Origin of the sequence: Weizmannia sp. FSL K6-3076, assembly GCF_038007245.1 — a bacterium.
In the GTDB taxonomy this organism is placed as follows: domain Bacteria; phylum Bacillota; class Bacilli; order Bacillales; family Bacillaceae_C; genus Weizmannia; species Weizmannia faecalis.
On the sequence record NZ_JBBOWU010000001.1, the window covers coordinates 1,535,388 to 1,561,057 of the forward strand.

General features: G+C 46.5%; 30 protein-coding genes. 21 read left to right on the forward strand and 9 right to left on the reverse strand.

Going from position 1 to position 25,670, the window contains the following annotated elements:
* Positions 1–16: 16 nt before the first annotated feature.
* From NSS95_RS07075 to NSS95_RS07095, 5 genes are all read left to right on the forward strand, one after another.
* Positions 17–151: an FbpB family small basic protein gene (locus NSS95_RS07075; RefSeq protein ID WP_014098358.1), complete on the forward strand. Its 135-nt coding sequence runs from the start codon at positions 17–19 to the stop codon at positions 149–151.
* A gap of 66 nt (positions 152–217) precedes the next feature.
* Complete coding sequence (locus NSS95_RS07080) at positions 218–361, forward strand: acid-soluble spore protein N (RefSeq protein WP_014098357.1); 144 nt, start codon at positions 218–220, stop codon at positions 359–361.
* A 27-nt stretch (positions 362–388) separates the two neighbouring features.
* Positions 389–619: a small acid-soluble spore protein Tlp gene (gene tlp, locus NSS95_RS07085; RefSeq protein WP_013859310.1), complete on the forward strand. Its 231-nt coding sequence runs from the start codon at positions 389–391 to the stop codon at positions 617–619.
* A 206-nt stretch (positions 620–825) separates the two neighbouring features.
* On the forward strand, positions 826–1,245 hold the full coding sequence (locus NSS95_RS07090; protein ID WP_014098356.1) for an acyl-CoA thioesterase: 420 nt from the start codon (positions 826–828) through the stop codon (positions 1,243–1,245).
* Between the two features lie 15 nt (positions 1,246–1,260).
* Entirely contained in the window at positions 1,261–1,563 is a 303-nt protein-coding gene (locus tag NSS95_RS07095) for a hypothetical protein (RefSeq protein ID WP_014098355.1), read from the forward strand.
* A 53-nt stretch (positions 1,564–1,616) separates the two neighbouring features.
* Here NSS95_RS07095 and NSS95_RS07100 read toward each other — a convergent pair whose 3' ends face one another.
* Together NSS95_RS07100 and plsY are read right to left on the reverse strand one after the other, a co-directional pair.
* Entirely contained in the window at positions 1,617–1,910 is a 294-nt protein-coding gene (locus tag NSS95_RS07100) for a HesB/YadR/YfhF family protein (RefSeq protein ID WP_014098354.1), read from the reverse strand.
* 129 nt (positions 1,911–2,039) lie between these two features.
* Complete coding sequence (gene plsY, locus NSS95_RS07105) at positions 2,040–2,639, reverse strand: glycerol-3-phosphate 1-O-acyltransferase PlsY (RefSeq protein ID WP_014098353.1); 600 nt, start codon at positions 2,637–2,639, stop codon at positions 2,040–2,042.
* Positions 2,640–2,817: 178 nt separating this feature from the next.
* Between plsY and NSS95_RS07110 the strand changes: the two genes are divergently transcribed.
* The 9 genes from NSS95_RS07110 to NSS95_RS07150 all read left to right on the forward strand — a co-directional run bounded on the left by NSS95_RS07110 (position 2,818) and on the right by NSS95_RS07150 (position 14,710).
* Positions 2,818–3,231 (forward strand): CoA-binding protein, encoded by a 414-nt coding sequence (locus tag NSS95_RS07110; RefSeq protein WP_014098352.1) that lies wholly within the window; start codon positions 2,818–2,820, stop codon positions 3,229–3,231.
* A 257-nt stretch (positions 3,232–3,488) separates the two neighbouring features.
* Complete coding sequence (gene parE / locus NSS95_RS07115) at positions 3,489–5,468, forward strand: DNA topoisomerase IV subunit B (protein WP_026683453.1); 1,980 nt, start codon at positions 3,489–3,491, stop codon at positions 5,466–5,468.
* Entirely contained in the window at positions 5,465–7,912 is a 2,448-nt protein-coding gene (parC, locus tag NSS95_RS07120; RefSeq protein WP_014098350.1) for a DNA topoisomerase IV subunit A, read from the forward strand. The genes parE and parC overlap by 4 nt, the downstream gene beginning before the upstream one ends.
* A 9-nt stretch (positions 7,913–7,921) precedes the next feature.
* The gene (locus NSS95_RS07125) at positions 7,922–8,785 is read left to right on the forward strand and encodes a hypothetical protein (protein WP_340713848.1); all 864 of its coding nucleotides are present in this window, start codon (positions 7,922–7,924) and stop codon (positions 8,783–8,785) included.
* Positions 8,786–8,898: 113 nt separating this feature from the next.
* Positions 8,899–10,152 (forward strand): MFS transporter, encoded by a 1,254-nt coding sequence (locus tag NSS95_RS07130; protein WP_017550851.1) that lies wholly within the window; start codon positions 8,899–8,901, stop codon positions 10,150–10,152.
* Positions 10,153–10,380: 228 nt separating this feature from the next.
* Positions 10,381–11,202 (forward strand): pyruvate, water dikinase regulatory protein, encoded by an 822-nt coding sequence (locus NSS95_RS07135; protein ID WP_017550852.1) that lies wholly within the window; start codon positions 10,381–10,383, stop codon positions 11,200–11,202.
* The gene (ppdK, locus tag NSS95_RS07140) at positions 11,199–13,874 is read left to right on the forward strand and encodes a pyruvate, phosphate dikinase (RefSeq protein ID WP_014098346.1); all 2,676 of its coding nucleotides are present in this window, start codon (positions 11,199–11,201) and stop codon (positions 13,872–13,874) included. The genes NSS95_RS07135 and ppdK overlap by 4 nt, the downstream gene beginning before the upstream one ends.
* Before the next feature lie 179 nt (positions 13,875–14,053).
* Positions 14,054–14,428 (forward strand): VOC family protein, encoded by a 375-nt coding sequence (locus NSS95_RS07145; protein ID WP_014098345.1) that lies wholly within the window; start codon positions 14,054–14,056, stop codon positions 14,426–14,428.
* Positions 14,429–14,590: 162 nt separating this feature from the next.
* A complete protein-coding gene (locus NSS95_RS07150; RefSeq protein WP_014098344.1) occupies positions 14,591–14,710 on the forward strand; it encodes a DUF4023 family protein in 120 nt (39 codons plus the stop codon).
* Positions 14,711–14,870: 160 nt separating this feature from the next.
* Here the strand turns inward: NSS95_RS07150 and NSS95_RS07155 are convergent, their stop codons facing one another.
* A complete protein-coding gene (locus tag NSS95_RS07155) occupies positions 14,871–15,017 on the reverse strand; it encodes a hypothetical protein (protein WP_014098343.1) in 147 nt (48 codons plus the stop codon).
* Between the two features lie 400 nt (positions 15,018–15,417).
* Here NSS95_RS07155 and NSS95_RS07160 point away from each other — a divergent pair, with 400 nt between their 5' ends.
* Both NSS95_RS07160 and NSS95_RS07165 read left to right on the forward strand, forming a co-directional pair.
* The gene (locus NSS95_RS07160) at positions 15,418–15,732 is read left to right on the forward strand and encodes a YesK family protein (RefSeq protein ID WP_205422006.1); all 315 of its coding nucleotides are present in this window, start codon (positions 15,418–15,420) and stop codon (positions 15,730–15,732) included.
* A gap of 48 nt (positions 15,733–15,780) precedes the next feature.
* Positions 15,781–16,869 carry an NAD(P)H-dependent flavin oxidoreductase gene (locus NSS95_RS07165; RefSeq protein WP_014098340.1) on the forward strand — a complete coding sequence of 363 codons (1,089 nt, stop codon included), beginning with the start codon at positions 15,781–15,783 and terminating at the stop codon, positions 16,867–16,869.
* A 762-nt stretch (positions 16,870–17,631) separates the two neighbouring features.
* Here NSS95_RS07165 and NSS95_RS07170 read toward each other — a convergent pair.
* The 4 genes from NSS95_RS07170 to NSS95_RS07185 all read right to left on the reverse strand — a co-directional run bounded on the left by NSS95_RS07170 (position 17,632) and on the right by NSS95_RS07185 (position 21,509).
* On the reverse strand, positions 17,632–18,180 hold the full coding sequence (locus NSS95_RS07170; protein WP_014098339.1) for a short-chain dehydrogenase: 549 nt from the start codon (positions 18,178–18,180) through the stop codon (positions 17,632–17,634).
* 62 nt (positions 18,181–18,242) lie between these two features.
* Positions 18,243–18,770 (reverse strand): signal peptidase I, encoded by a 528-nt coding sequence (gene lepB, locus NSS95_RS07175; RefSeq protein ID WP_014098338.1) that lies wholly within the window; start codon positions 18,768–18,770, stop codon positions 18,243–18,245.
* 233 nt (positions 18,771–19,003) lie between these two features.
* Positions 19,004–20,089, reverse strand: coding sequence for an isocitrate/isopropylmalate dehydrogenase family protein (locus NSS95_RS07180; RefSeq protein ID WP_014098336.1), 1,086 nt, complete (start codon positions 20,087–20,089; stop codon positions 19,004–19,006).
* A gap of 592 nt (positions 20,090–20,681) precedes the next feature.
* Positions 20,682–21,509 (reverse strand): class I SAM-dependent methyltransferase, encoded by an 828-nt coding sequence (locus NSS95_RS07185; RefSeq protein WP_014098335.1) that lies wholly within the window; start codon positions 21,507–21,509, stop codon positions 20,682–20,684.
* A 437-nt stretch (positions 21,510–21,946) separates the two neighbouring features.
* Here NSS95_RS07185 and NSS95_RS07190 point away from each other — a divergent pair, with 437 nt between their 5' ends.
* Both NSS95_RS07190 and NSS95_RS07195 read left to right on the forward strand, forming a co-directional pair.
* Positions 21,947–22,177 carry a hypothetical protein gene (locus NSS95_RS07190; protein ID WP_035184928.1) on the forward strand — a complete coding sequence of 77 codons (231 nt, stop codon included), beginning with the start codon at positions 21,947–21,949 and terminating at the stop codon, positions 22,175–22,177.
* Positions 22,178–22,288: 111 nt separating this feature from the next.
* A complete protein-coding gene (locus NSS95_RS07195; RefSeq protein ID WP_014098333.1) occupies positions 22,289–22,579 on the forward strand; it encodes a hypothetical protein in 291 nt (96 codons plus the stop codon).
* Between the two features lie 270 nt (positions 22,580–22,849).
* On the opposite strand, the gene NSS95_RS07200 is transcribed toward NSS95_RS07195, so the two are convergent.
* Both NSS95_RS07200 and NSS95_RS07205 read right to left on the reverse strand, forming a co-directional pair.
* Positions 22,850–23,032 carry a hypothetical protein gene (locus tag NSS95_RS07200; RefSeq protein WP_014098332.1) on the reverse strand — a complete coding sequence of 61 codons (183 nt, stop codon included), beginning with the start codon at positions 23,030–23,032 and terminating at the stop codon, positions 22,850–22,852.
* Positions 23,033–23,052: 20 nt separating this feature from the next.
* Positions 23,053–23,796, reverse strand: coding sequence for a type II toxin-antitoxin system SpoIISA family toxin (locus NSS95_RS07205; protein ID WP_017551306.1), 744 nt, complete (start codon positions 23,794–23,796; stop codon positions 23,053–23,055).
* A 137-nt stretch (positions 23,797–23,933) separates the two neighbouring features.
* Between NSS95_RS07205 and NSS95_RS07210 the strand changes: the two genes are divergently transcribed.
* Genes NSS95_RS07210 through NSS95_RS07220 form a run of 3 tightly spaced genes read left to right on the forward strand, consistent with a single transcriptional unit; the run spans position 23,934 to position 25,368 of the window.
* Positions 23,934–24,464, forward strand: coding sequence for a GNAT family N-acetyltransferase (locus NSS95_RS07210; RefSeq protein WP_017551305.1), 531 nt, complete (start codon positions 23,934–23,936; stop codon positions 24,462–24,464).
* The gene (locus NSS95_RS07215) at positions 24,464–24,958 is read left to right on the forward strand and encodes a GNAT family N-acetyltransferase (protein WP_017551304.1); all 495 of its coding nucleotides are present in this window, start codon (positions 24,464–24,466) and stop codon (positions 24,956–24,958) included. Before NSS95_RS07210 ends, NSS95_RS07215 begins: the two co-directional genes overlap by 1 nt.
* Complete coding sequence (locus tag NSS95_RS07220; protein WP_168986011.1) at positions 24,955–25,368, forward strand: GNAT family N-acetyltransferase; 414 nt, start codon at positions 24,955–24,957, stop codon at positions 25,366–25,368. The genes NSS95_RS07215 and NSS95_RS07220 overlap by 4 nt, the downstream gene beginning before the upstream one ends.
* The last annotated feature ends 302 nt before the right edge of the window (positions 25,369–25,670 follow it).

The window sequence follows — 25,670 nt, forward strand, 5'->3', positions numbered from 1 at the left end:
GTAAGGAGTGGCAAATATGAGAAAAACCCATAAAAAGACCCTTTCGGATCTTGTTGCCGAAAATAAACAGGAACTGTTGCGCGACAGGGATGCGCTGATGCGGATAGAAGAACGGCTGGACCGGAAACACGAGATGAAATTAGCAGAATAAGCCACTGTTTGTGAATCATAATCCGCTTTCCTCCTGGGGAAAATGTATAAGGAGGGGGGAGATAGGATGGGCAACCCAAACAAGAAAAGCAAATATTTCGTTCCCGATCATCTTGGCACGCAGCCGCGCGGATTTTCCGGCAATAAGGGGAAGAAGATGCAGGACCGTTCGGGACAGCACGCCCAGGTGATACAGACAAAAGGGGAGTAGCTTTCACAGCCGAAGGAGGAGAACACAATGGCGCATAACCGACCGAAACCGGACGACCGCAGCGATAATGTGGAAAAACTGCAAAACATGATCCACAATACGATCGAAAACATGGAAAGCGCGGAAGAATCGCTTGCCGTTACAAGCGATGAAACGCAAATCCAACAAATAAAGGAAAAAAATGAGCGGCGCCGTGAAAGCCTCGAAGCGATGAGAACCGAGGTAAAAGACGAAGCCGCATACAAACAGCAGCAATAAACGAAAACGGCCTTTCGACGGAAAACAGCAGCGTTTCTTTGGAACCACGCCTTTTCCCTCTCGGAAAGGCCGTTTTTTCTCTCCTTTTGCTGCGACCATGCGTGCATCCGAAGTTTTCCCGGCCCCGTATCAGGCATCCTTTTAGGAGGGGGAATTTTCTTTATGCTAAAATAAAATTGACTGTACATATGAAAGAGGTGTCCGGGATGTTTGTATCAGAAACAGAAGTCAAAGTGCGGTATGCAGAAACAGACCAAATGGGGGTTGTGTACCACGCCAATTACCTGATTTGGATGGAAGTGGGGCGGACGAAATTAATCGAAGACCTTGGCTTCCGTTATGCGGATATGGAAAAAGACGGGATTTTGTCGCCGGTCATCGATATTCAAATTTCATACAAAAAACCGGCCCGTTACGGGGAAACAGTGACCGTAAAAACATGGGTCGATGCATATGACGGGCTGCGCGTAACGTACGGCTATGAGATTTACACAGAAACCGGCGACCTTGCCGTGGCCGCGAGTTCAACACATGTCTGCGTAAAGAAAGACAGCTTCCGACCGGTTTCGTTCCGCCGCCTCTACCCAAAATGGCATGAAGCATATGAAAAAGCAAAAAAATCATAAAGCGGGGGGATGGATTTGGCTTTTGGCATACACCGCAACCAGCTTAAAGCGTGGAAAGCGGCGATTGACCGCGGGGAGATTGCGTTTTTAACGCATTTTTGGCTGGACGACCGTTTCCCCGGCGCAAAATCGGTCACAAAAGTCGGCTGTAAAGATCTGGAGAAACTCGCTGCATGGGGAGCACGCTACCAGCTGAAAAAAGAATGGATTCATGTCCGTAAAGACGGTTACAGCCATTTCGACCTGCTTGGCAGGAAGCAGCGAGAAATTTTGCAAAAAGAAGGGCGCCTTGCGGAAGCAAAAAAATTTTTAAAATGAAAAACCGGCATCACTGGCAGCAAAAAAGCAAAAGCTGCCGGATGATCCCGGTTTTAACCTTTTTTATATTCATATACCGGTTCATCCCGTTTCGGGTCATACCCGATATACAAATCATGGCCGTCAAAATACCATTCGTCCGTGCCTTCAATGAAAAAAGCATGGCCGTTCCGTTCAACGGCCGCCACCGGATCGTCGGGAACGTCTTTTTGAACACCAAGTGAAAACCCGTGTTGGACAGGCGTGGAGCCGCCGTATTTGGCAAAAAAACGGACGGACTCGCCGTCGTCCAGTTCCAGTTCCCTTTTAAACCAGTTTACTGCCTCATCTGTAATGTGCATTTTCATGCCGCCACTTCCTTCCAACTGCCTTTTACATTTTCATTATAGACCAAAGCACGTTTTTTCCCTAACCTTTTGCCTTCGTTTACCGGCCCCGGGTTATAGGAAACATCAGATTTAGAAACAATGGCTGCCTTACAGCCACTTGACTTTTGGCTCGGTCTTATTTTTAATCCGCTTAATATTGGCTTTATGGCGGTAAATAATGAAAGAGGCAAGCGCCAGAACGATGACGAACAGCGGCCAGTCATGTGTTGCAATCATATAAATGAGCGTATACAGGATGCCAAAAACAGCCGCCATGATAGAAGAAAGCGAAACGTATTTGCTCCATTTTAATGTAATCAAAAAAACGATGATGACCATGACAAACAATGGCCATTGATAGGCAAGAACAACGCCGGCGGAAGTTGCCACCGCTTTGCCGCCTTTAAATTTGGCAAATACCGGAAGCATATGGCCGATAACAGCGATCATCCCGATTAAAAGCGGGTGCACCGTATGCTCCAGGCCAAAAAAGTGGGGCAATAAGGTGGCGATTGTCCCTTTCAGAATATCCACCACTGTTACGACACTGCCGGCTTTGAACCCGAGCACACGGAACGTATTGGTCGCACCGAGATTTCCGCTGCCGTGTTCGCGGATGTCTATACCGTAAAAAAGCTTACCAACGATCAGGCCTGTCGGGATTGAGCCGAGCAGGTAAGCCAAAAGGATCATCAGGACAATATTCATGTACAAAACTCCTTGGAAAAAATCTATGCTTATTGTAGCATGTTCTTAAAGGAAAGAGGAATATTTTTTGCCGATTCCGTGCAGATTTTCTAACCGAGCAGGAATTGGAAAAGATCAAGCGAATGTTTAAGTTGGGATCAGACTGGCGAAAGTACAAGAAAGGAGAGGTGTTGATCAAATGGCAATCGAAAATCCGAGCAGGGAAGAAATCAGGGAAATTTTACAAAAAGCAAAACGAATTGCAGTGGTTGGCTTGAGCAATAACCCGGAAAAAACATCTTATACGGTAGCCAAAGCCATGCAGGATGCCGGCTATGAGATTATTCCGGTCAATCCGAAAGCAACGGAAATTCTCGGGGAAAAGGCTGTCCCGAGCTTAAAAGATATCGAAGGCCATGTGGACATTGTGGATATTTTCAGGCGGCCCGAATATTTGCCGGAGCTGGCACGGGAGTTTGATGAAATCGATGCGGACGTTTTCTGGGCGCAGCTCGGCATCGAAAACGAGGAAGCATACCGGTTTTTAAAAGAAAAAGGCTATACCGTTGTGATGAACCGCTGCATTAAAGTGGAACATGCCCTGACAAAATAGGCTTTTTCAAGCAGGCGCCAGCTTAAAGGGCGCTTGCTTTCTTTATATTTTCCCAATAAAACGGCCGTTTACTGGAGAAGTTTTTATAACCGTTGCTTTGCCCCTCCCGTTCCCGTCACTTCCGCATGCCCTTTTACAAATTCCGTTTTATCGTTAAAATGAGTATGATAAAAACGGCAAATGATGTTATAATGAGAACGAATATTTGTTCTTATGAACGCCGGTGCACGTGCTTTGCAATTGAAAGGGGAATAGATGTGGCGAAGAAACAAAATATATTGGAATATAATGATGATGCAATCCAGGTGCTGGAAGGGCTGGAGGCCGTAAGGAAAAGGCCGGGCATGTACATCGGGTCGACCGATGCGCGCGGTTTGCACCATCTTGTCTATGAAATCGTCGACAATGCGGTGGATGAGGCGTTGTCCGGGTACGGAAACCATATCATCGTCAACATTCACAAAGATAACAGCATCAGCGTCCAGGACTTCGGGCGCGGCATGCCGGTCGGGATGCACAAGCTCGGTAAGCCGACGACAGAAGTGATCTTGACGATTTTGCACGCCGGCGGAAAATTTGGGCAGGGCGGCTATAAAACGAGCGGCGGCCTGCACGGTGTCGGCGCGTCCGTCGTCAATGCCCTGTCGGAATGGCTTGTTGTTACCATACATCGCGACGGTTACGTGTATGAACAGCGTTTCCGTGACGGCGGCAAACCGGAAACAACGCTCGAGAAAACCGGGAAAACCAATAAGACCGGCACAACGATCCATTTTAAACCCGACCCGTCCATTTTTAGCACCATCACTTTTAACTACGATACATTATGCGAACGGCTGCGCGAATCGGCCTTTCTTTTAAAAGGGTTAAAAATTGAAATCACTGATGAACGTTTCGGGCGGCATGATCTGTTCCACTACGAAAACGGCATTGAAGCCTTTGTCCAGTACTTGAACGAAGGAAAAGAAGTGCTCCATCCGGTTGTGTTTATCGAGGGGGAAACAAACGGAATCGAAGCGGAATTTGCGTTTCAGTTTAACGACGGCTTTTCGGAAAACATTTTATCTTTCGTGAACAACGTGCGCACGAAAGACGGCGGCACGCACGAAGCCGGGGCAAAAACGGCATTGACGCGCGTCGTGAACGATTATGCAAGAAAAACCGGGCTGTTAAAAGAAAAAGATAAAAACTTAGAAGGGACGGATATCCGCGAAGGGCTGTCCGCCATTATTTCCGTCCGCATTCCGGAAGAACTGCTCCAATTTGAAGGACAAACGAAAGGGAAACTTGGCACAAGTGAAGCCCGCTCTGCAGTTGATACGATTGTTTCGGAACACCTTTCTTATTTTCTTGAAGAAAACCCGGATACGAGCAATCTTTTAATCCGGAAAGCCATCAAGGCGTCGCAGGCAAGGGAAGCAGCGAGGAAAGCACGGGAAGAAGCGAGAAGTGGCAAAAAGCGGAAGAAATCGGAAACGACTTTGTCCGGAAAGCTGACGCCGGCGCAAAGCCGCAATCCGCAGCGGAACGAACTGTATCTCGTTGAAGGGGATTCCGCGGGCGGTTCTGCGAAACAGGGGCGCGACCGGAAATTCCAGGCTGTTTTGCCGCTGCGCGGAAAAGTCATCAATACGGAAAAAGCAAAGCTTGCGGATATTTTTAAAAATGAAGAAATCAATACCATTATTTATACGATTGGTGCCGGCGTCGGCCCTGAATTCAATTTGGAAGACGTCAATTACGACAAAGTCATTATTATGACCGATGCCGACACGGACGGTGCCCACATCCAGGTGCTGCTTCTTACGTTCTTTTACCGCTATATGCGGCCTTTGATTGAAGCGGGAAAAGTGTACATCGCGCTGCCACCGCTTTATAAAGTCAGCAAAGGCACCGGCAGGAAAGAAATCGTGGAATATGCTTGGACCGAAAAAGAACTGGATGAAACGATCAAAAAAGTCGGGCGTGGCTATATCCTGCAGCGTTATAAAGGGCTCGGTGAAATGAACGCCGACCAGCTTTGGGAAACGACGATGAATCCGGAAACGCGGACTTTGATCCGTGTCCGTATTGATGATGCGGCCCGGGCTGAACGGCGGGTGACCACGCTTATGGGCGATAAGGTCGAACCGCGTCGGCAATGGATTGAAAGCCATGTGGAATTCGGGCTTGAAGACGACACCAATATTTTAGACAATGAGAATTTGATGATTGAGGAAGGGGACATGAACGGATGAAGACGGCTGAACGTTTTCAAGATTTGCCTTTGGAAGAGGTGCTGGGCGACCGCTTCGGCCGGTACAGCAAATATATTATCCAGGATCGTGCCCTTCCGGATGCGCGGGACGGCCTGAAGCCGGTGCAGCGGCGGATTCTTTATGCGATGCATGTAGAGGGCAACACTGCTGACAAGCATTTCCGGAAATCGGCAAAAACGGTCGGCAACGTCATCGGCAATTACCATCCGCACGGGGATTCTTCCGTTTATGAAGCGATGGTGCGGATGAGCCAGGACTGGAAGCTGCGAAACGTGCTCATCGAGATGCACGGCAATAACGGGAGCATTGACGGCGACCCGGCCGCGGCTATGCGGTATACAGAAGCAAGGCTCGCTCCGATTGCATCCGAACTCCTTCATGATATTGATAAAGAAACGGTTAAATTTATCCCGAATTTCGATGATACCGCAAATGAGCCGGTTGTGCTGCCCGCCCGGTTTCCCAACCTGCTCGTGAACGGATCGACCGGCATCTCGGCTGGATATGCAACTGAAATTCCGCCGCATCACCTCGGGGAAATCATTGACGGGGCCATCATGCGGATGGAAAACCCGGACTGTACGGTAGAAGATTTGATGACGGTCATAAAAGGCCCTGATTTTCCAACAGGCGGCATTGTCCAGGGAATTGACGGAATTAAAAAAGCGTATGAAACCGGAAAAGGCAAAATGGTCGTAAGAGGCAGGACATCGATCGAAGAGATCCGCGGCGGGCGAAAGCAGATTGTCATCGCAGAGATTCCTTATGAAGTCAATAAAGCCAATCTTGTCAAAAAAATCGACGAGCTCCGGATTGACCGGAAAGTGGAAGGCATATCTGAAGTCCGCGATGAAACCGACCGGACCGGGCTCCGGATTGTGATCGAACTGAAAAAAGATGCGGATGCAGATAGCGTCCTGAATTATTTATTCAAAAACACCGATCTCCAGGTATCATACAATTTCAACATGGTGGCCATCCATAACCGTCGGCCGCAGCTGATGGGCCTCCGTGAACTGCTCGATGCTTATATTGAACACCAGAAAGAAGTGGTCACAAAAAGGACGGAATTCGATCTCAAAAAAGCGCGTGACCGCAAGCATATTGTTGACGGCCTGATGAAGGCACTTTCCATCCTGGATGAAGTCATTGCGGCGATTCGGGCATCCAAAGATAAAAAAGATGCAAAAGCGAACTTAATCGCAAAGTTTGCTTTTACCGAACCCCAGGCTGAAGCGATTGTCACGCTGCAGCTCTACCGCCTGACCAATACGGATATTACGACGCTGGAGAATGAAGCGGCAGACCTTGAGAAAAAAATTGAGACCTATCTCGCGATTTTATCCAGTGAGAAAAAACTGTTTACGGTGATCAAAAAAGAACTGAGAGATATCCGGAAAAAATACGCGGATAACAGAAGGACAACGATTGAAGCGGAAATACAGGAATTAAAAATCAATCTGGAAGCGATGATCCCGAATGAAGATGTGATGGTCACCATTACAAAAGACGGTTATATCAAACGGACAAGCCTCCGTTCATATACCGCTTCAAACGGCCGGGACCTTGCTATTAAAGATAGCGACCGCCTGCTCTTTAAACAGCAGCTCAATACCGTCCAGACGGTGCTGCTTTTCACAAATAAAGGGAGCTATATCTATTTGCCGGTCCATGAACTGCCGGATATCCGCTGGAAAGATCTCGGGCAGCATGTTTCCAATCTTGTGACGCTTGAACGCGATGAAGGCATCATCAAAGTGCTCCCGATTGAAGATTTCAACCAGCCGCAGTTTATTTTGTTTTTCACGAAAAACGGCATGGCGAAGAAAACGGAATTGCAGCAATACCAGGCACAGCGCTATTCGAAAGCCCTCGTTGCAATCAACTTAAAGGGCGATGATGAAGTGCTCGATGTTCACCTGACAGACGGCTCGAAAGAAGTCTTCCTCGCTTCCCGCCTCGGTTACGGGCTCCGGTTTGATGAAGCGGAAATCAGCGTTGTCGGCCAGCGGGCAGCAGGGGTAAAAGGCATGAACCTAAAAGAAGGCGACAGGCTCGTTAGCGGGAAAATCATTGAAGATCCGGAAAAAGACAAAGTATTTATTGCCACCCAAAGAGGAGCCGTCAAGAAGATGAAAGTGTCCGAATTTGACAAAACAAGCCGGGCCAAACGCGGTGTCATCATGCTGCGCGAATTAAAAGCCCATCCGCACCGGATCGCCGGAGCCGTGATTGCAGGCGACGATGAAACCGTCTCGGTCATCACGGAAAAAGGGCATCAGGAAGACATTCGGCTCCATGATTTGCGCGACCATGACCGTTATTCAAATGGCTCATTTGCCATTGATGAAGAAGAGAACGGGACAGTGGCAGAAGTATGGAAGCAGGAACCGGAAGAGGGTGCTGCGGAAGAAAACGATTGAAAAAAGTGTTTGCCGTTTTCGGCAAACACTTTTTTCATCTTCAGGCAAGTTTTACATAATTCTATTCTTGCGGCGTATCCTAAAGGAAAACGGATGCGGGGTGAGAAGATGAAAAAAGAATACATGCTTGCACTGCTCGCATTATGGTTTATGGCAGCCGGCACGGTTGTGATCGCGGACGCGGGCGGGAAGACGAAAGCCGGCAAAACGGTGATTCACCGGTACGAGGCGGATGTAACCGGCGACGGAAAAAAGGATGCGATTGTATTGGAAGGCATCCCGTTTGCAGCCGGCAGCCCGTATATGAAAAAAATTTGGGCGCGGATTGCCACGTCGGAAGGAAAGAAATATAAATTGCCGTATGAGCCTGGGTATGAACCGGAAATCCAGTTCATCGATCTCAACCATGACGGCGTAAAGGACATGCTTGGATCAAGCAACAGCGGCGGAAGCGGGGGCATAAACCAGTACCGCCTCGATACGCTGAAAGGCGGCATTTTAAAACATTTGCCGATGCCGCCCGTGTTAAAGCTTAGCGGCAAATTTGAAAATGCATTGTCGGCCAGGCTCAACATTGAAAATACGAACGAAACATTTTTGATTGATTTAAGAAAACGGAAAAAAGATTATATCCGGCTCGGTATTTACCGAAAGGACGGAATGCTCAATGAGCCGTTTGAACTGATGATCGATCCGGCGGCGGTTTACAAACCGGTGAAAATAAAAGGCAAAAAAGGCGTCGGGCTCGAAGGTTTCCAGCAAGTAAGCGGTGCCTACCATGCAGATAAACTCGGCAACGTAAAGGCAACATGGTATTTTAAAGACGGAAAATGGATCCTGGTTCGTGCCAAATGGCAGCCTACAAACGCATAAAAAAACTCCCGGCGGGGGAGTTTTTTTATTGCGGATTCGAAAATTGAAAATGTTTTTGCGCAAAAATAGATTATAATAGTAATAAATTCCAAACAAAACAGGGGTAGAGCAGATTGGACAGACAAAAAAGCAAGTACAGATGGGTTGTTTTTTTCGCGGTGCTGTTTTCCTACATGGTGATTGTCAGCCAGCGAACGGCGCCAGGCTTGATTTCGGATAAACTGATGAGCGAGTTTCATATGACAGCGTCCGTCATCGGTTTATTGACAGGTGCGCAGTTTCTCGCTTATGCGGGGCTGCAAATTCCGATTGGGATTTTTTCCGACCGGTTCGGGCCGAACGTTTTTTTGGTCACAGGCACTTTATTCAGTGGCATCGGCACGTTCTTATACAGCATTTCGCCGAATGAAGCCTGTTTGCTCGTATCCAGGGTGCTTGCCGGCATGGGGGATGCGACCATTTGGATTAATCTTGTCTTGATTTTAAGTCAGTGGTTTTATGCGAAAGAGTTTGTCGGGCTGATCGGTTATGCCGGCATGGCCGGAAGCGTGGGTTCTTTGCTCGCAACCGTTCCGCTAACGGCCTGGATTTCAGCTTCGGGATGGCGCCAGCCGTTTTTTGTAACCGGTATTCTGCTCCTCGCAAGTACGGTGATGCTGTATGTCGTGCTGATCCGACTCCCGCAAAAGCGGGAAGGGGGAACGCATGCGAATACAAAAGTCCGCCATGAAAAAATGCTTTTGGTTCTAAAGCGGATCTTGAAAAGCAGGCAGGCGAGGGCTGCATTTTTATGCCATTTCGGACTTGTCGGCACATATGTTGGTTTTATTGGTACATGGGCTGTGCCGTACGGGATGCATATTTTCGGCATGAACCGCCCGGAAGCGAGCCAGCTGGTCATGACAGGATTAATCGGAGCAATTATCGGCGCGCCGGTTACCGGATGGATCGCAAGCAGACTCGGTTCAAGGAAGAAGCCATATTTGCTGATTCAAACCCTGATTTTTCTGGCATGGACGGTTTTCTTTTTGAGCGGGGGCAAACCGCCGTTATTTTTCGCGGTGCTGTTAATGTTTGTCATCGGATATGGTAATGGTGCAAGCGCGCTGACGTTTGCGGTCGTCCGCCACTCCTTTGACGTAAGGGAAGTCGGATCGGTTTCCGGATTTGCCAATACCGGCGGCTTTTTAAGCGCGGTGCTTTTGCCGAGCTTGTTTGGAAAAGTGCTGGACCATTTTCATGCTGAAGCGAGTGTGGTCGGTTATCATTACGGCTTTTTAATCCCGGCGTTCTTTTCGCTTTTTGGCGTGCTCGGGACGGTGATGATCCGGGAGAAAATCCGCGCCGGAGAGAATCAGGCAGCATAAAAATTTTTAAACGGTGCACAGCAGTTGCCTGTTTTACATGAAATAAAAATTTTTAAAAAAAACCGGTAAAATGGTTCACGCATCCTTTTAAATGTGTTATACTAATGAACGATAAGTATAACACATTTGTCAAACAGTGCATATACTGATGGCATACGGGAGGGGCAGTGAAAAGAAACCATATACATACGGAGCCATTTTCCGGTTCGAAAAGGATGGGAACCATACATGGAACAAAAAGAAATTGTGCATATCATCTCGGACTCGGTCGGAGAAACGGCTGAATTTGTTGTAAAAGCGGTTGCTGCGCAGTTTAACGGCGGACACATCGAAATCAGGCGGCATCCGCATGTGGAAGAAACAGACGATATCGAACCGGTGATTGAGACGGCAAAAAAACAAAATGCCATCATTGCTTACACGATCGTCGTTACCCCTTTGAAAGCATACATTGACCGCCGTGCCAGCGAAGAAGGGATCATTGCGGTCGACCTGATGAATCCGTTGATGGAAGCTTTTATGAAAAAGTTTCACAAGGAGCCGTACCACCGTCCGAAGTTAATGCGCAAGCTGGATCAGGAATATTTTAAAAAAATTGAAGCAATTGAGTTTGCCGTGAAATATGATGACGGGCGCGATCCAACCGGACTGAAAAAGGCGGACATTGTCCTACTCGGCGTCTCCCGGACGTCGAAAACACCGTTGTCGATGTATTTGGCACATCACAGCTTTAAGGTGGCAAATGTTCCGATCGTGCCGGAAATCGCGCCGCCTGATGAGTTGTTTTCCATCCCACGGGAAAAATGCGTCGGGCTGATGATATCGCCTGAAAAACTGAATGAAATCCGAAGAGAACGGATCAAAGCAATGGGTTTAAAATCGGACGCCAATTATGCGAGCTTTGAACGGATTTATGAAGAACTTGTATACGCGGAAAATTTGATGCGGAAACTCAGATGCCCGATCATTGATGTTTCGAACAAAGCGGTGGAAGAAACAGCAAGCCTTATTATTGAAATGTTCAAAAACAGGGAGGAGCTGCTCAAATGACAAAATTTGTCTACTTGTTCAACGAAGGGAACAGCCATATGCGTGACCTGCTTGGCGGCAAAGGAGCCAATCTGGCGGAAATGACAAACATCGGCCTGCCGGTGCCGTTCGGATTCACGATTACAACCGAGGCATGCAATGACTATTATTCAAACGGCAAAAAAATTTCAGATGCAGTCGAAACACAAATGGAAGAAGCGCTTTTGAAACTGGAAGAAAAAACCGGCAAAAAACTGGGCGGGAACGAGAACCCGCTGCTCGTCTCCGTCCGTTCCGGCTCTGTGTTTTCGATGCCGGGGATGATGGATACGGTACTGAACCTCGGCATGAACGATGAGACCGTGGAAGCCGTTGCGAAACTGACCGGCAATCCGCGCTTTGCCTATGATTCGTACCGCCGGTTTATCCAAATGTTTTCTGACGTGGTGCTCGGGATCGAGGTATACCATTTCGAACATTTGCTTGAACAAACCCGGGAACAAAAAGGGTATACAGCTGATCCGGAAATGACTGCGGAAGACTGGAAAGACATCATTGCCGGCTATAAAAAGATCGTTAAAAAACATACGAAACAGGATTTTCCGCAAGACCCGAAAACGCAACTGTACCTTGCCGTAAATGCCGTTTTTGATTCGTGGAATAACCAGCGTGCCATTGTATACCGCCGCCTGAATAAAATTCCGGACCATCTTGGGACCGCTGTCAATATCCAAAGCATGGTATTCGGAAATATGGGGGATGATTCCGGAACCGGCGTCGCTTTTACACGGAACCCGTCAACAGGCGAACGCGTGCTGTACGGCGAATATTTAATCAATGCCCAAGGCGAAGATGTCGTTGCCGGTATCCGCACCCCGCAGCCGATCCAGGTACTGGCAAAAGACATGCCGGAAGTGTACCGCCAGTTTGTAAAAACAAGCAAATTATTGGAAGAACATTACCAAGATATGCAGGATATTGAATTTACGGTGGAACGCGGCAAACTGTACCTGCTACAAACCCGGAACGGCAAACGGACGGCGCAGGCTGCGATCCGCATCGCCGTTGAAATGGTGAAGGAAGGCATTCTCGATAAAAAGACAGCGCTTTTAAGAGTCGATCCGGATCAGATGAACCAGCTCTTGCACCGCCGCATTGATGGTTCCGCGACTAAAAACCATCTTGCAAAAGGGCTGCCGGCATCCCCTGGAGCTGCAACCGGCACCGTTGTGTTTGATGCTGATGAAGCGGAACGGCTCGGCAAGGAAGGGGAAAAAGTGATTTTGGTCCGCCCCGAAACGACACCGGATGATATTCACGGCATTGTTGCATCCCAGGCGGTTGTGACAAGCCGCGGCGGGATGACGAGCCATGCGGCGGTTGTCGCGCGCGGGATGGGGAAAGCGTGCATCTGCGGCTGCGAATCTATGAAAATCGATTTGAAAGCAAAACAATTTACGGTCGGTGACACCGTTGTCCGTTATGGGGATGTCATCACGATTGACGGTTCGACAGGTGAAGTGATGCTCGGCGAAGTCCCGATGATTGACCCTGAGCTTTCCGGCGAATTCAAAACGCTGCTTGAATGGGCGGATGAGGTGCGCGATCTCGGCGTGCGCGCCAATGCTGACAACCCAACGGATGCGAAAAAATCGCTCGAATTCGGTGCAGACGGCATCGGCCTTTGCCGGACGGAGCATATGTTCATGGATATTAAGCGCGTGCCGATCGTTCAGGAAATGATCCTCGCCGAGACTTTGGAAGAACGCGAAAAAGCTTTAGATAAACTGCTTCCGATGCAGCAGGGCGATTTTGAAGGCATCTTTGAGGAAATGGCCGGCCATCCGGTGACAATCCGCCTGCTCGATCCGCCAATGCACGAATTTTTGCCGGATAAGGAAGAACTGCTCGTAGAAGTAACAAAACTGCAGCTTACGGCACCAGAATCAAAAGAACTGGAAGAAAAAGAATACTTGCTGAAAAAAGTCCAGCATCTTGCTGAATTCAATCCGATGCTCGGCCACCGCGGCTGCCGGCTCGGCGTGATTTTCCCTGAAATCTACGAAATGCAGGTCAAGGCGATTTTTTACGCTGCCGCTGCCGTTCTGCAAAAAGGGATAAAAGTTCAGCCGGAAATTATGATTCCACTTGTCGGCCATGTGAATGAGCTGAAACGGATGCGCGCGCTTGTGACGGACATGGCGAATCAGGTCATGGAGGAAAAAGGCTTGAAATTCGATTATACGGTCGGCACGATGATCGAAATTCCGCGCGCCGCCCTCACCGCAGACCAAATTGCAGAAGAAGCGGATTTCTTCTCGTTTGGTACGAATGACTTGACGCAAACGACGTTCGGCTTTAGCCGTGACGATGCGGAAGGAAAATTCTTGCAACAGTACATCGAGCAAAAAGTGCTGCCGGAAAATCCGTTTGCCGTCCTTGATCAGGAAGGCGTCGGCAAACTTGTCGAAACCGGTGTCAAACTCGGCCGTCAGACAAAACCGGGCTTAAAAACCGGCATTTGCGGCGAACACGGCGGGGAAAAAAGCTCGATCGAATTCTGCTACAAAACCGGCCTGAACTACGTCAGCTGTTCGCCTTACCGCGTACCGCTCGCAAGGCTCGCCGCTGCACAGGCCACCATCCGGAACAAAAAAGAAGACACCGACAAAGTGACAGTCGCTGCAAAATAAATCATTTTCCTTAAGGCACACGGTGGATTGCCCCCGTGTGCTTTTTTCTGCGCAAGTCCATGAAATAGGCATGCCGGGGGTGTAAAGAAGCCATAAGCAAATCTTATCAAATGAGTTGTCAAAGCCATTATTTAAATGACAAAAGAATGAATGTAAGATGAATGTAAGGAGGGATGAGATTGGCATTTAATTTTATCGCAATCGACCATGTTCAGCTTGCTGCTCCACGTGGCAGTGAGCAGACAGCAAAAAAGTTTTACGCAGAAATCCTCGGATTTACGGAAATTGAAAAACCAGCAGAATTGAAAAAACGCGGCGGCTGCTGGTTTCAAAACGGAAAAATACAAATCCACATCGGCATTGAAGAGCCTTTTTCACCCGCCAAAAAAGCGCATCCTGCATTTGAAGTCAGAAATCTCGAAAGCTTGAAAGAAAGGTTTACCCACTATCAAATGAAGTGGACAGAAGACGGTAAACTACCAGGGGCAGCGCGCATTTACGCAACAGATCCATTCGGAAACAGGCTGGAATTTTTAGAATGGAAGAGCAAGTAAAAAAACGTGCGAAATGGTGAAATGAGAAATTGGCAGGGGGTGGAATATGGCTGTAAATTGCACAATGATGAAAGCGAATCTCCCGTCCGGAAATCCAAAATGCATGCATGCCTGACCGGGTCTTGGTTAAAGTAACAATGACGGGCGGAAAGGAGGCACGACATGGACAATACGCATGGATTTGTGCAGAAGCTGAATGAACAGCAAAAGAAACAGGAACAAAACAAAAAACGGCAGGGGAACGGAAACCCAAGTGAAAAGCTGCCGACAAACCGGCATTAAAAAAATGGCGTGTGGGATACACGCCATTTTTCAAAAGAACGGGACAGCCACGCTCTAAAAACGGGAATTGGTTTACATAATAATATTATAAAAAACCACACATTTCTTTTCCGCTGTTGGGAAGATGTCTGTTTATCCTGAAAATGGAAAAGGCAGCCAATCAGATGGCTGACTGGTTGCCCATGTTTTCTTCCATTTTCATGCTTCGCGCGATTTGTTGTGCATGGCGCTTCGCTTCTTTCACGGACTTTCCTTTTACCGTAATCAATCGTCCGTCAATAATGAAGTTGAAAATTCTGGTTCTCATATGCTATCACCTCTTCTTTGTTTACCCATTGTTCTTTTTTTAAAACATATGCTTCTTTCGGAAAGTTTTTCAGAAGTTGAAGATGCAGTGAGTAGAAAAATATTGCAGCGGGCAGTTTCATGTTATCCGTCGTGCGCAGGGATTTTTTGCGGAACTCGGGCTTTACATTTATAGAATTATAACAGATAAACGAAAAAAATACAACATATTGATATGGAAAGAGTTTTTCTGCCCATATTTTGAAAAGCGCTGCATTCATTTGGACGGGCAACAGGAGAGGGTTTTCACTATTTTTAAAATGTTTAAAATAAATCAGAATCCTGTTATAATGGGATAAAGGCGAATGGGGAGGCATATGGCCACTTTTGTGATGGATGTCGTGAGTTGAACACTCGTCATTTTGCTTGTTTGCTATATTTTTAGGCATATTGTAGAGCTTCCGGTATATGTCATTCCGGTATTCAGTGCGGTATGCAGCATTGTGCTCTTGTTCAGCAGCTTTTTCAAAGGAGGATGGGGCGGAATGGGGCTGGGTGCAATAGGGCTTGTGCTGTTGCTCGCATCCGTCCTGCCTTTTATGCTATCCGCGTTATTTTTAAGGCCGATGGTGGAAAAAAATCGTGAGCTGTCCGGAAAACGGCGGCACATGGCATGCTGCTATCAGAAAAACGGAACGCGAAGATCAGTAACAAGCATTTTACAAGCAGGACTGTAAGCGCTATGATCAGAAAAAAGGTAGAATGGTTTTGAGGGAGGAATTTGGATGTTGAAAAACGTTTTGACCGAACGGCTGAAAATACGGTACCCGATGATTCAGGCTCCGATGGCAGGGGGCATCACCAAACCGGCATTGGTGGCTGCGGTCTCAAACGCCGGCGGGCTGGGCATGATCGGGGCGGGGTACTTAACCGCTGCTCAAACAAAAGAACAAATCCGGGAAATCAAACAGTTAACCGGAAAACCTTTTGGCATCAATCTTTTTGTTCCCGGCGAGTTTGAAGTAGATGAAAAAGTAACAGCCGCAAATGGCATTTTAAATCGGGTCCGCAAACAGTTAAAAATAGAGGCAAAAGCGGAAATAGAAGTTCCTGATTTACATAGCGTACAAGATCAATTTTTGGCACAGGTGCAAGTGGCCATCGAAGAGAAAGTGCCTGTTTGTTCATTCACTTTTGGAATACCTTCCAGGGAAGTGATCGAAAAGCTGAAACAAAACGGGATCCTCCTCATTGGAACGGCAACAACCGTTGATGAAGCGATCGAAGTGGAGCAAGCCGGAATGGATATGGTGGTTGCACAAGGCAGTGAAGCGGGAGGCCATCGCGGGAATTTTTTGAAAGAACATGAGGAAAGTATGATTGGCCTGATGTCACTAATTCCCCAGGTTGCCGACAATGTCCGGATTCCCGTCATTGCGGCAGGCGGTATTATGGATGGCAGGGGGCTTGCAGCAGCGCTTTGCTTAGGGGCAAAAGGCGTGCAAATGGGAACTGCCTTCCTGGCCTGTGCGGAAAGCGGCGCACCTCAGTCCCATAAGGAAGCCGTTCTCCATGCGAAAGAAGATGAGCTTGTCCTCACCCGGTCATTTTCCGGAAAATGGGCAAGAGGCGTAAAAAATGCATTCATCTCGGAAATGAAGCCGCATGAAGCGCTTTTTCCGGATTATCCCGTGCAAAATACGCTCACACAGGATATCAGAAAGGCTGCCGGAAAGCAGAACAACCGTGAGTTTATGTCACTTTGGGCCGGCCAAAGCCCGCGACTCGCAAAACATCAAACGGCAAAAGCATTGATAGGCCATGTCATAAAAGAAGCTGAAGAAATCATGGGCAAAATGCCTGAAACTCTATAATTTTTCGCCGGCAATGAAACAAGGCATCAAGGCACACGAGAGGGTGAATCATTTTCATGACAGGTTTTCTTGCCGTGTTTTAGGTGGCGTGGAAATCTACGTGAAGGAAGCAGGCGCAAAAGATGATGTTTCTTAATGTAGAGTGCGTCTCCGTTAAGGAAGCGCGTGGAAAAAACGATGTTTCTTAACGTAGAGTGCGTCTAGGTGAAGGAAGCTGGGGCAAAAGTCGGTATTTCTTAACGTAGAAGGCGTCTACGTGAAAGAAGCGCGGAAAAAAGACGATGTTCCTTAAAATAGAGTGCGTCTACGTTAAGAAAGCAGGCGCAAAAGACGATGTTTCTTAACGTAGAAGGTGTCTACGTTAAGGAAACGCGTGGAAAAAACGATGTTTCTTAACGTAGAGTGCGTCTATGTTAAGGAAGGGAGCGAAAAAATTGATGTTTCTTAACGTAAAAGGCGTCTACGTTAAGGAAGCGCAGAAAAATGCTGGTCTTTCTTAACATAACCCGCAAAGTGAAGGAAATGTGAAAAAATATCAGCAGGATCTGCTAAGATTGAAGGAATAGTTGTTATCTATAATTTTATTATGTTAACTAAAAATATGACCATATCAAATGATCCTCCTATTATTGTCTGCATTGTAAGCCGAAATAAGCAGGACAAACCCGGACTGAAGACGAATCATAGCGTAAATAGCTGTGAAGTGTGCCAAAGCCATAACAGGTTTGTCCCCCTTTCCCTTTCGCAATTTCTCGGACCACCTTACGGGCGTTTGTCCCACGGTTCCAGTTGCCCGACAATATGCCTTTTTTTGCCTGACTGGATGGCTTCGATGACGCCGTCCGAAATTTCTTCATTTGTCAGCCATCTTGACTGATGATTTTCGAGAATAAATCCAAGCTGGATTTGATGGTAATTGCAATTTTCCAAACCGGCAAGCTCGTTCAAAAGTTCATCCGGATTCCGGGTGCTTCCGAGGACGTGATACAGTTCCCATTGGCGGCTGTTCTGTGAAAAAACATTTGAAATCGTTACAAGTGCTTGATCTGCATAAGAATGGATCCAGGCTACTGCAAGGTCAACCGGTCCGTGCTGCCCAATCAGTTTATCTAAATGTTCACGCAGTGCACTCGAATCAGCGTAATCCGTTAAAACAGGGGTAATCCGGCTCCGGTCAGCGGCCCGGGAAATGCATGCATCCATTTTTTCGGGATTGCGCGCAATAATGGAAACATGGTCAGCCTGTCCGGCGAGCCACAGAGATACATTGCATAGCATGCCGGTTCCGCCGACGACTAAAGCGTGTTTCAAGGAAGTTCCCCCCTGCTTTTTATGAATAGATATCCTAAGCTCTCTGCTGCCCGCAAGGAAAGTTAATGGACTTCCCGAATTTGCGAGAGCGGGTAAAATACCGCTTCGGTTTTTCCCACGAGTTCTTTCTTCGGAATAAGGCCGAGCCCGTTTCTGCTGTCTTCGCTGTACAACCGGTTATCGCCCATTACGAAATATTTATTTCTTGGTACGGTGAGAGGCCCGAAGTTATTCGTCAACTTGCTGCCTTTTTTACGTGCTGCTTTCAGGTTTTTTGCAAGGTAAGGCTCTTTGTGCAACTTCCCATTAATGTAGAGATGGTCATTTTTGACTAGAATGGTATCTCCGGGAAGGCCGATAATCCGCTTTACATAGTTTTCCGTTTCTCCCTTGATGATGATGATATCGCCTCTTTGGTAATCGGCAGCAGAATGGACTTTATAAACGAGAATTTTATCGTGGTTATGAAGTGTCGGCTCCATTGATTCCCCTTCAACCATATAAGGGGCAATGAAAAATCCCCTGATGACCGCAACAAGCAGAATGGCAAATATGAATGATTTTAACAAGGTTTTTATCCCTTTGCTCATTTGACCAGCTCCCATGCATATCTTCATCGTATTCTATTCTTCCAGAAAGACAGGAAATCCTTTATATTGTTTAATAATATGCAACATTTCCATGTTATAAACATAAGAGATGGGGCACAGGAGCGATTTGTGCCATTCAAGGCGGCGGGAAATTGCGGAATCATCCGCCGTCCGCGGGATCTCGGAAAGCTGTAAAAATGCCCGTTCAACAGTCTTTAGGCAATTCGCACAAATCATGAGAGCTGGTAAATTTTTTTGATCACAGCATCTGTAAAAGCTGTTGTGGAAGCAGAGCCCCCCAAATCATGGGTAACGGTCCCATCTGCAATGGTACCCAAACATGCATCTTCCATTTTTTTCGCAATTTCATTCAGGCGGGGATCGCGGTGATGTGCACTTAACCATTGCAACAGCATGACAGCTGACAGCAGCATGCTTGTTGGATTTGCAAGATCCTGTCCGGCAATGTCCGGTGCTGAACCGTGTGCCGCCTGGGCCATTGCCTGTTTCCCGTTTGTGTTTAAGGAAGGGGATAATCCCAAGCTTCCCGCCAATTCACCGGCCAGGTCCGACAAGATATCACCGAATAAGTTTTCTGTCACAATGACATCAAAGTCACCGGCCCTGCGCACGAGGCGTGCTGCCATTGCATCAATAAGGACATCTTCCACTTTGACTTCAGGATAATATTTTTTGCCGGTTTCATAGCAAATATCGCGGAATAACCCGAATGCCAATCTAATGACATTGGCTTTGTGGACAATCGTGACCTTCTTTCTCCGGGACATAGCCAGCTTAAATGCTTCATGGGCAATTCTTTCAATTGATTTTCTGGTAAAAACGCCGGTTACAAGTGCTACATCCGGTGTAACCATACACTCTCCGGTACCGATGTACATATTCCGATCGGATAAAAAGCCTTCGGAGTTTTCGCGTAAAATTATCAGGTCGCTAAACCCGGCGACACTTTTTGTCCCGGGAAAAGTCCGACTTGGGCGAATATTGGCAAATAAATCAAAGCAATGCCGTAACTCGCCGCTTGGATTTCTTTTGAATAAACGGTGTTCATCCGGATATGCGGAGGAATCATGCGGCCCCATCAACCAGCCATCGGTTTCTTTCAGCCCTTGTTTTGTCACGTCCGGCATAGGATCATTGTATTTTTTAATTCCTTCCCAGCCCATTGGAAGCTCTATGAAAACAAATTCGGTTCCGTTTGCTGCTTTTGAAGCTGCAGCTTTCAACACTTTAACAGTAGCGCTTACAATCTCAGGCCCGATCCCGTCGCCATATAATACACCTAATTTATACGTTGTCATCTTTCAAACTCCTCTCAACTGTTTTAAAAAATCGAAGGGGGTGCCTGGTGATCATCTTGACTTACAGGAAGGACAGCCGTATTGGGGAAGTGTTCAATGGATCATCGGGGCTGAATTTCTAAAATTACTTTGTCCCTTTTCTATTATTTTAGCATTTTATAAAAATCAGATAAAGGTTTAAAATATTGTTGCCAAAGATCAAGCAGTCCCACTTCCGGCGGAAAAATGCCCTGATTTCTCATGGCCAGAGGCCGGGCGTGAGAAAAGGGGAAGGAAGAGATCAACCGGAGACTGCAATCTGCCAGCAGGGGTTATTTGGAAACCTTTTGGATTAAACAAAATAAACGTCTGGCATTTTGGACAAACCCAACCGGATCCATTTCTGATCCGGTTCCTTCTTCATTTTGAAAAATGGCGTTGATAATAGAAATTATTGCAGGGATGATGATAAAGCCAAGCCGGATACCCACCCAGTAATCCCTTTGGGCGCGCCGCCTAATTGAAAGTTTTTTTGTACCATAATCCGCCGCTTTGTATTTTGACGTAATCCTCAATAGGCGAGAATAATTTTGTCTCTATTTTCGACCATCTGTTATTGATCTTCCGGCTTTTGCGATTCATGGTACTTGCTCATCTTTCCTCCCCATGTAAGTGCAGATGGTTTGATTCCAATCACCCGGATGCGTTTATAGTCTGCGATCCAGTGCCCGTTTTTCCACAAACTGCCTTTCAGTTGTTTTTCTGTATTCGCAATGATCATTTCTGTTTCCTGTTCCGGGATGCCTTCCAGCAACTGCGTACAAAACATTCGGATCCAGTTTTTCAGGCCGTCTTCTCCCTCCAACGGTGTCGGCCGGTCAAAATGCATAGCGAACGTAACATAAAATCCGGCTTTTTCCATCAAAGCGGTATACTCGCCAATGCTGGGATAGTACCAGGGAAACTGTTCCGGAGAGAACTCGAACCCGGTTTCTGTGATTTGCTGGATGAGCGAAGACGTGATCAATTCTACATTACCTTTGCCGCCAAATTCTGCGACAAATCGGCCGCCTTGTTTCAGGCTCCGGAACACACCTTCCAATGCGGCGCCCGGTTCCTTGATCCAATGGAGGACAGCATTTGAAAAAACAGCATCAAATTGGTTCGTATAGGGCAGTTTTGCCGCATTCTGTACATCAAAAGCGATGTCTGGATATTTGCTTGAAGCCTGCCGGATCATATTTTCCGACTGATCGATGCCAACAATATGTGCGCCGCTTTCCCCGATTTTATAAGATAAATCGCCGGTTCCGCAGCCGAGGTCGAGAATGTTTTCGCTGGGTTGCGGAGAGAGCAGCCCGATCAGGCTGTTTCCGTATTCCGATACAAATTTGTGTTTGGTATCATACAATTCGGCATTCCAATTGTCTGCTGGCTTCATTACGGATTCTCCTTCTCTATTTTGCTGAAAAGTAAAAATAATATGGGTTTAAATAAAATATATCATACATCAAAAGGAAATGAGGATTGTAAAATTTTATTTTTCCGGATTGCGGTTGCTGCCCGGCACATGAATTCGTTTCCAAGAGCAGATCCCGCGTGATAAAATGGTTGTAATACCCGAGGAAAATAAATGCCCTGGTTTTAACCGTGGCGCTGGTGGGATTGTTATTTTCGTATTACTGAAAAAAGCCTTAACACCGGTTTGCCTGCTTTTGATCCGGTTATCAATGTCCGGCTTCTCTGCTTTGCCATATTGGAGATTATCATTTTGCTACAAATGAAAATATTCAATTTACAAGAAGGAATTTTGCATGTGTGCCCACAATAGTTAATATTAGATGTATCGCTTGCAGACAGGGGATGATTTTTTTGAAAATGGCTGGCGTGATTTTTGTGGTTATCGGTGTGATTCTTCTTCCGTTTGGCATTTTGCAGTTTAAAAAAGAATGGAAAGCCTACCGGAAATTTTCCCCGAAAACCCAAAAGGTATTTGTGCTGATTGAAATATTCGATGTATTATCGGGTGTCCCCATCCTGTCAACCTGGTTGATGTACCTTTCAGCATTCTGTATTGTGATGGGTGTCATCATGATCACAACGCATTAAGAAAGATGATGAAAAACGCGAAAAGATGGCGTCCTGCGGTTGTTTTGAGCCGAATGGGGAGTACATCGCCAAGTTGACATAAAAAAGCGCTGGAGATGAGGGGGCAACTGGATGTTAAAAAAATGCTTATTGGTGCTGACTGTATTTTTACTGGCTGCTGATGCTACTATTTTGTATATATGGCTTGCCAAATGGCAAAAACTTGCAACGATTCCCGGTATGGTGGGCTGGGGAATAGCCTTTTTGTCAGGATTGCTGTTATATATGATCTTAAAAAAGTTGAGTTCCGGAGAAAAAATGGTGATGGTCTTCAGCCGGCTTGCACTCGGTTCCGCTGTCCTGCTTTGCGGTTTAGCGGTTTTGACGGTTCTCATTACCCTTACTGTCCGCTCAATGCCGTAAGAGAGGTATGTTACATATCCCATTTGCAAGAACAAAAAATCTGCGGGTGCTAATCTGATTTCATGTTGCCCGCTTATTTTTCAGCTTATCAATAAAGCTGAGGAGTTCCACTGTCTGTTTTTTTCTGTTTTTTTCCATTGGGGAAGGAGAAGGGGGCGGAGAGTAAACGCTTGTTTCTTTATGGAACTTTTTCACATGATCACCTCTGCTGATTATCTGCAATAGTGTATGTAGAGTTGTTAAAAAGTATGAAGGGCAATAACCAGTTTGTTATTGCCCTTGAGAAGATTTTTTGCCGTACTTTTTCAGGATCTGTTCGTTTTCTTCCATGATTTTTAAAGTCGTCGGGCTGATGCCCACTGAAGGAACACGGACTCTTGATTTTCTTCTGAAAGTTCCCCGAATATTTCCGGTTTCATTTCTCTGTGCCAGGAGTGCACTGCTTTTTTTCATTTTTGTCACCGCCTTGTTTTTCAATCCATGTCGTCCGGCGGAGCCGCAAAATCATAAACATGGGCCATGATGACAAACAGGATACAATCCATTTCTGTAATGGCTCTGGAACCGGATATTTTTAATAGATACAATTCGTCATGAAAAAGATAAATCGGATGGAGCGCATCGTTTCCATCGACATGATACACCGTCTCCAGCCTGTCCAATTTTGCGCGGACGGAACCGGGATTTTTGTAACGATACAATGCCTGATCTTTCTCTAACGGTGTTGTAAACGGCAAAATATTAACGCTCATATCCGCTTTTTCCGCATAAGATGACAGTACTTCTTTTAAACCTAACAGATATCCTTCTTTACTACCATAATACCCTACGATGCCCTCGTTATTCAAGATGTCGAGCATATTTTTAGCCATTGACAGATTGTCCTGAAGCAAAGACTCGTTTGCAGAAACGGTTTTCGTAAATCTCTCCAATTCATATTTTCCGGCTTTACGGAAATACATATTTAAAAAAATAAAACCGTCGATTGCTGCAAAAATAAGCGCGGTGATGGCATAGTTTTTAAAATCCGTGAAAATGCTCGCCGGATGGATCGTCCAGTAAACCAGCGCGCCAAATAAATAAACCAAATACCAGATTTTCCGGATCAGAAAAACTTTTGCATCCATCTTTTCTTCATTTTTTCCATACAGGTAAGTGTATATCACGAGACCGGCAAAACAAAGCCAAACAAAAGTTTTAAAAAACAGCGTTTCCAAATCTCCGCCCCCCTATATTCCAGAAAAGTACTGTCTGCCATTATTTTATCATAAAAAGGGGAACTATTGTTTGGCTTTCTTCATAAAAGGCAGAATTGATGAAATGTTCCTAGGATGATAGACGGATAAAGAGAGATATGTTAGAATTTAACAAAATATGGGGGGAGCTGGCAGTTTTGGAAGCAAAAAACGCGTTAAACATCCGACAACTGGGAAACAAGGAAAAACTGCCGATGGATTTACTGCTGCTTGCCGACCCGTCACGCGAAATGGTGATGGCCTATGCCAAACGCGGGGAATGCTATGTGGCGGAAATCGAAGGAAAAGTGATCGGGGTTTACATCCTGCTAGCGGCAAGGCCGGGAATCGTGGAATTGGCGAATGTGGCGGTTTCAAAAGAACATCACGGAAAAGGATTTGGAAAACGGCTTGTGCTGGATGCCATCCAGAGGGCAGGAAGAAAAGGATTTAAATCGATCGAAGTGGGTACCGGTAATTCCAGCATCAGCCAGCTGGCCTTGTATCAAAAATGCGGTTTTCGGATCTCCGGGGTGGACAGAGACTTTTTCGTCAGGCATTATGATGAAGCGATTTATGAAAACGGGATTCACTGCCGGGATATGGTACGGTTATCACTCGATTTGGAAGAAACGACATGTAAGGGGTAATGGAATTGGAACTGGTCTTTTACAATGATGATTTAAAGCAACAATTGGACAACTATACGATAACGGATGATCAGCTCCGTTTTACGGGGCATCCAAATGAAGCCATTGCCCTTGCAAAAGAGGATCCGGAACGGCACCCTGTTGTTGCAGTCCGCCATAACATGATCACAAACTTTTTTGTGCTTCATGAAAAAAATGGCGCCAGGCTCTATACAAATCATCCGCATGCCATATTGCTGCGGACTTTTTCAACCGATTTCCACCAGCAGGGAAAAGGATACGCCAGGCAATGTTTAAAACAGCTGCCCCATTTTGTCTGTACCCATTTTCCGGAAATAGAGCAAATGGTCCTTGGGGTGAATGCGGAAAATCTTGCTGCCCAAAATTTATACAGACAAGCCGGGTTTGTGGATGAAGGGGACAGGATGATGGGGAAAAAGGGCGAATTGATCATTATGCATTACCATTTAGACAAAGAAGGGGTATACAGGTGAAAATAAAAGAACTTACAACCCGGGAAGAGTGGAAAGCGGCGTTTCCGGTGATGAAACAGCTGCGGAAACATTTGGACGAAGAAAACGATCTCCAGCTGGTGGAGGCGGCGGCAGAAAAATCGGATTACAAGATGGCCGCTGTAATAGATGGCGGAAACATTGTGGCGGTAACCGGGTATATGCCGATGATTACTTTGTACAACGGGCGGTTCATTTGGGTATACGACCTGGTGACAGATGAAGTGCACCGATCAAAAGGATACGGCGCCAGGCTTTTGGCGTATGTGGAAAAACAGGCTAGCGAAAACGGATACGGCATTGTATCCCTGTCATCCGACCTGCAAAGAAAAGACGCCCACCGGTTTTATGAAGAAAAAATGGATTATGATAAAGTCAGTTATGTTTTTTAAAAAGATTGTAGTTTGTGCATTTTGGCTTAAAAAAGCGCAGTTTATCGCCGTACCTCTTCATCTCCCGGGATGGCCGGTGTTATAATGCTGATAAGAATCAAAATTGAGTTAAAAATGCGGCTAATCTCTTGACATTGTGACTAACTTAATATAGAATAATATTGAACTGGAAAACTGGAGCTAGGGTTCCGCTTCATTCAGAAGGTCTGCGACCGAGGGCTTCATCTCTTGTAATAAGACAAGAGGCACCTATTGATATAAAAGATCCGAGGGGAAAGGTTCAGTGTATTTCTTATGCGCTG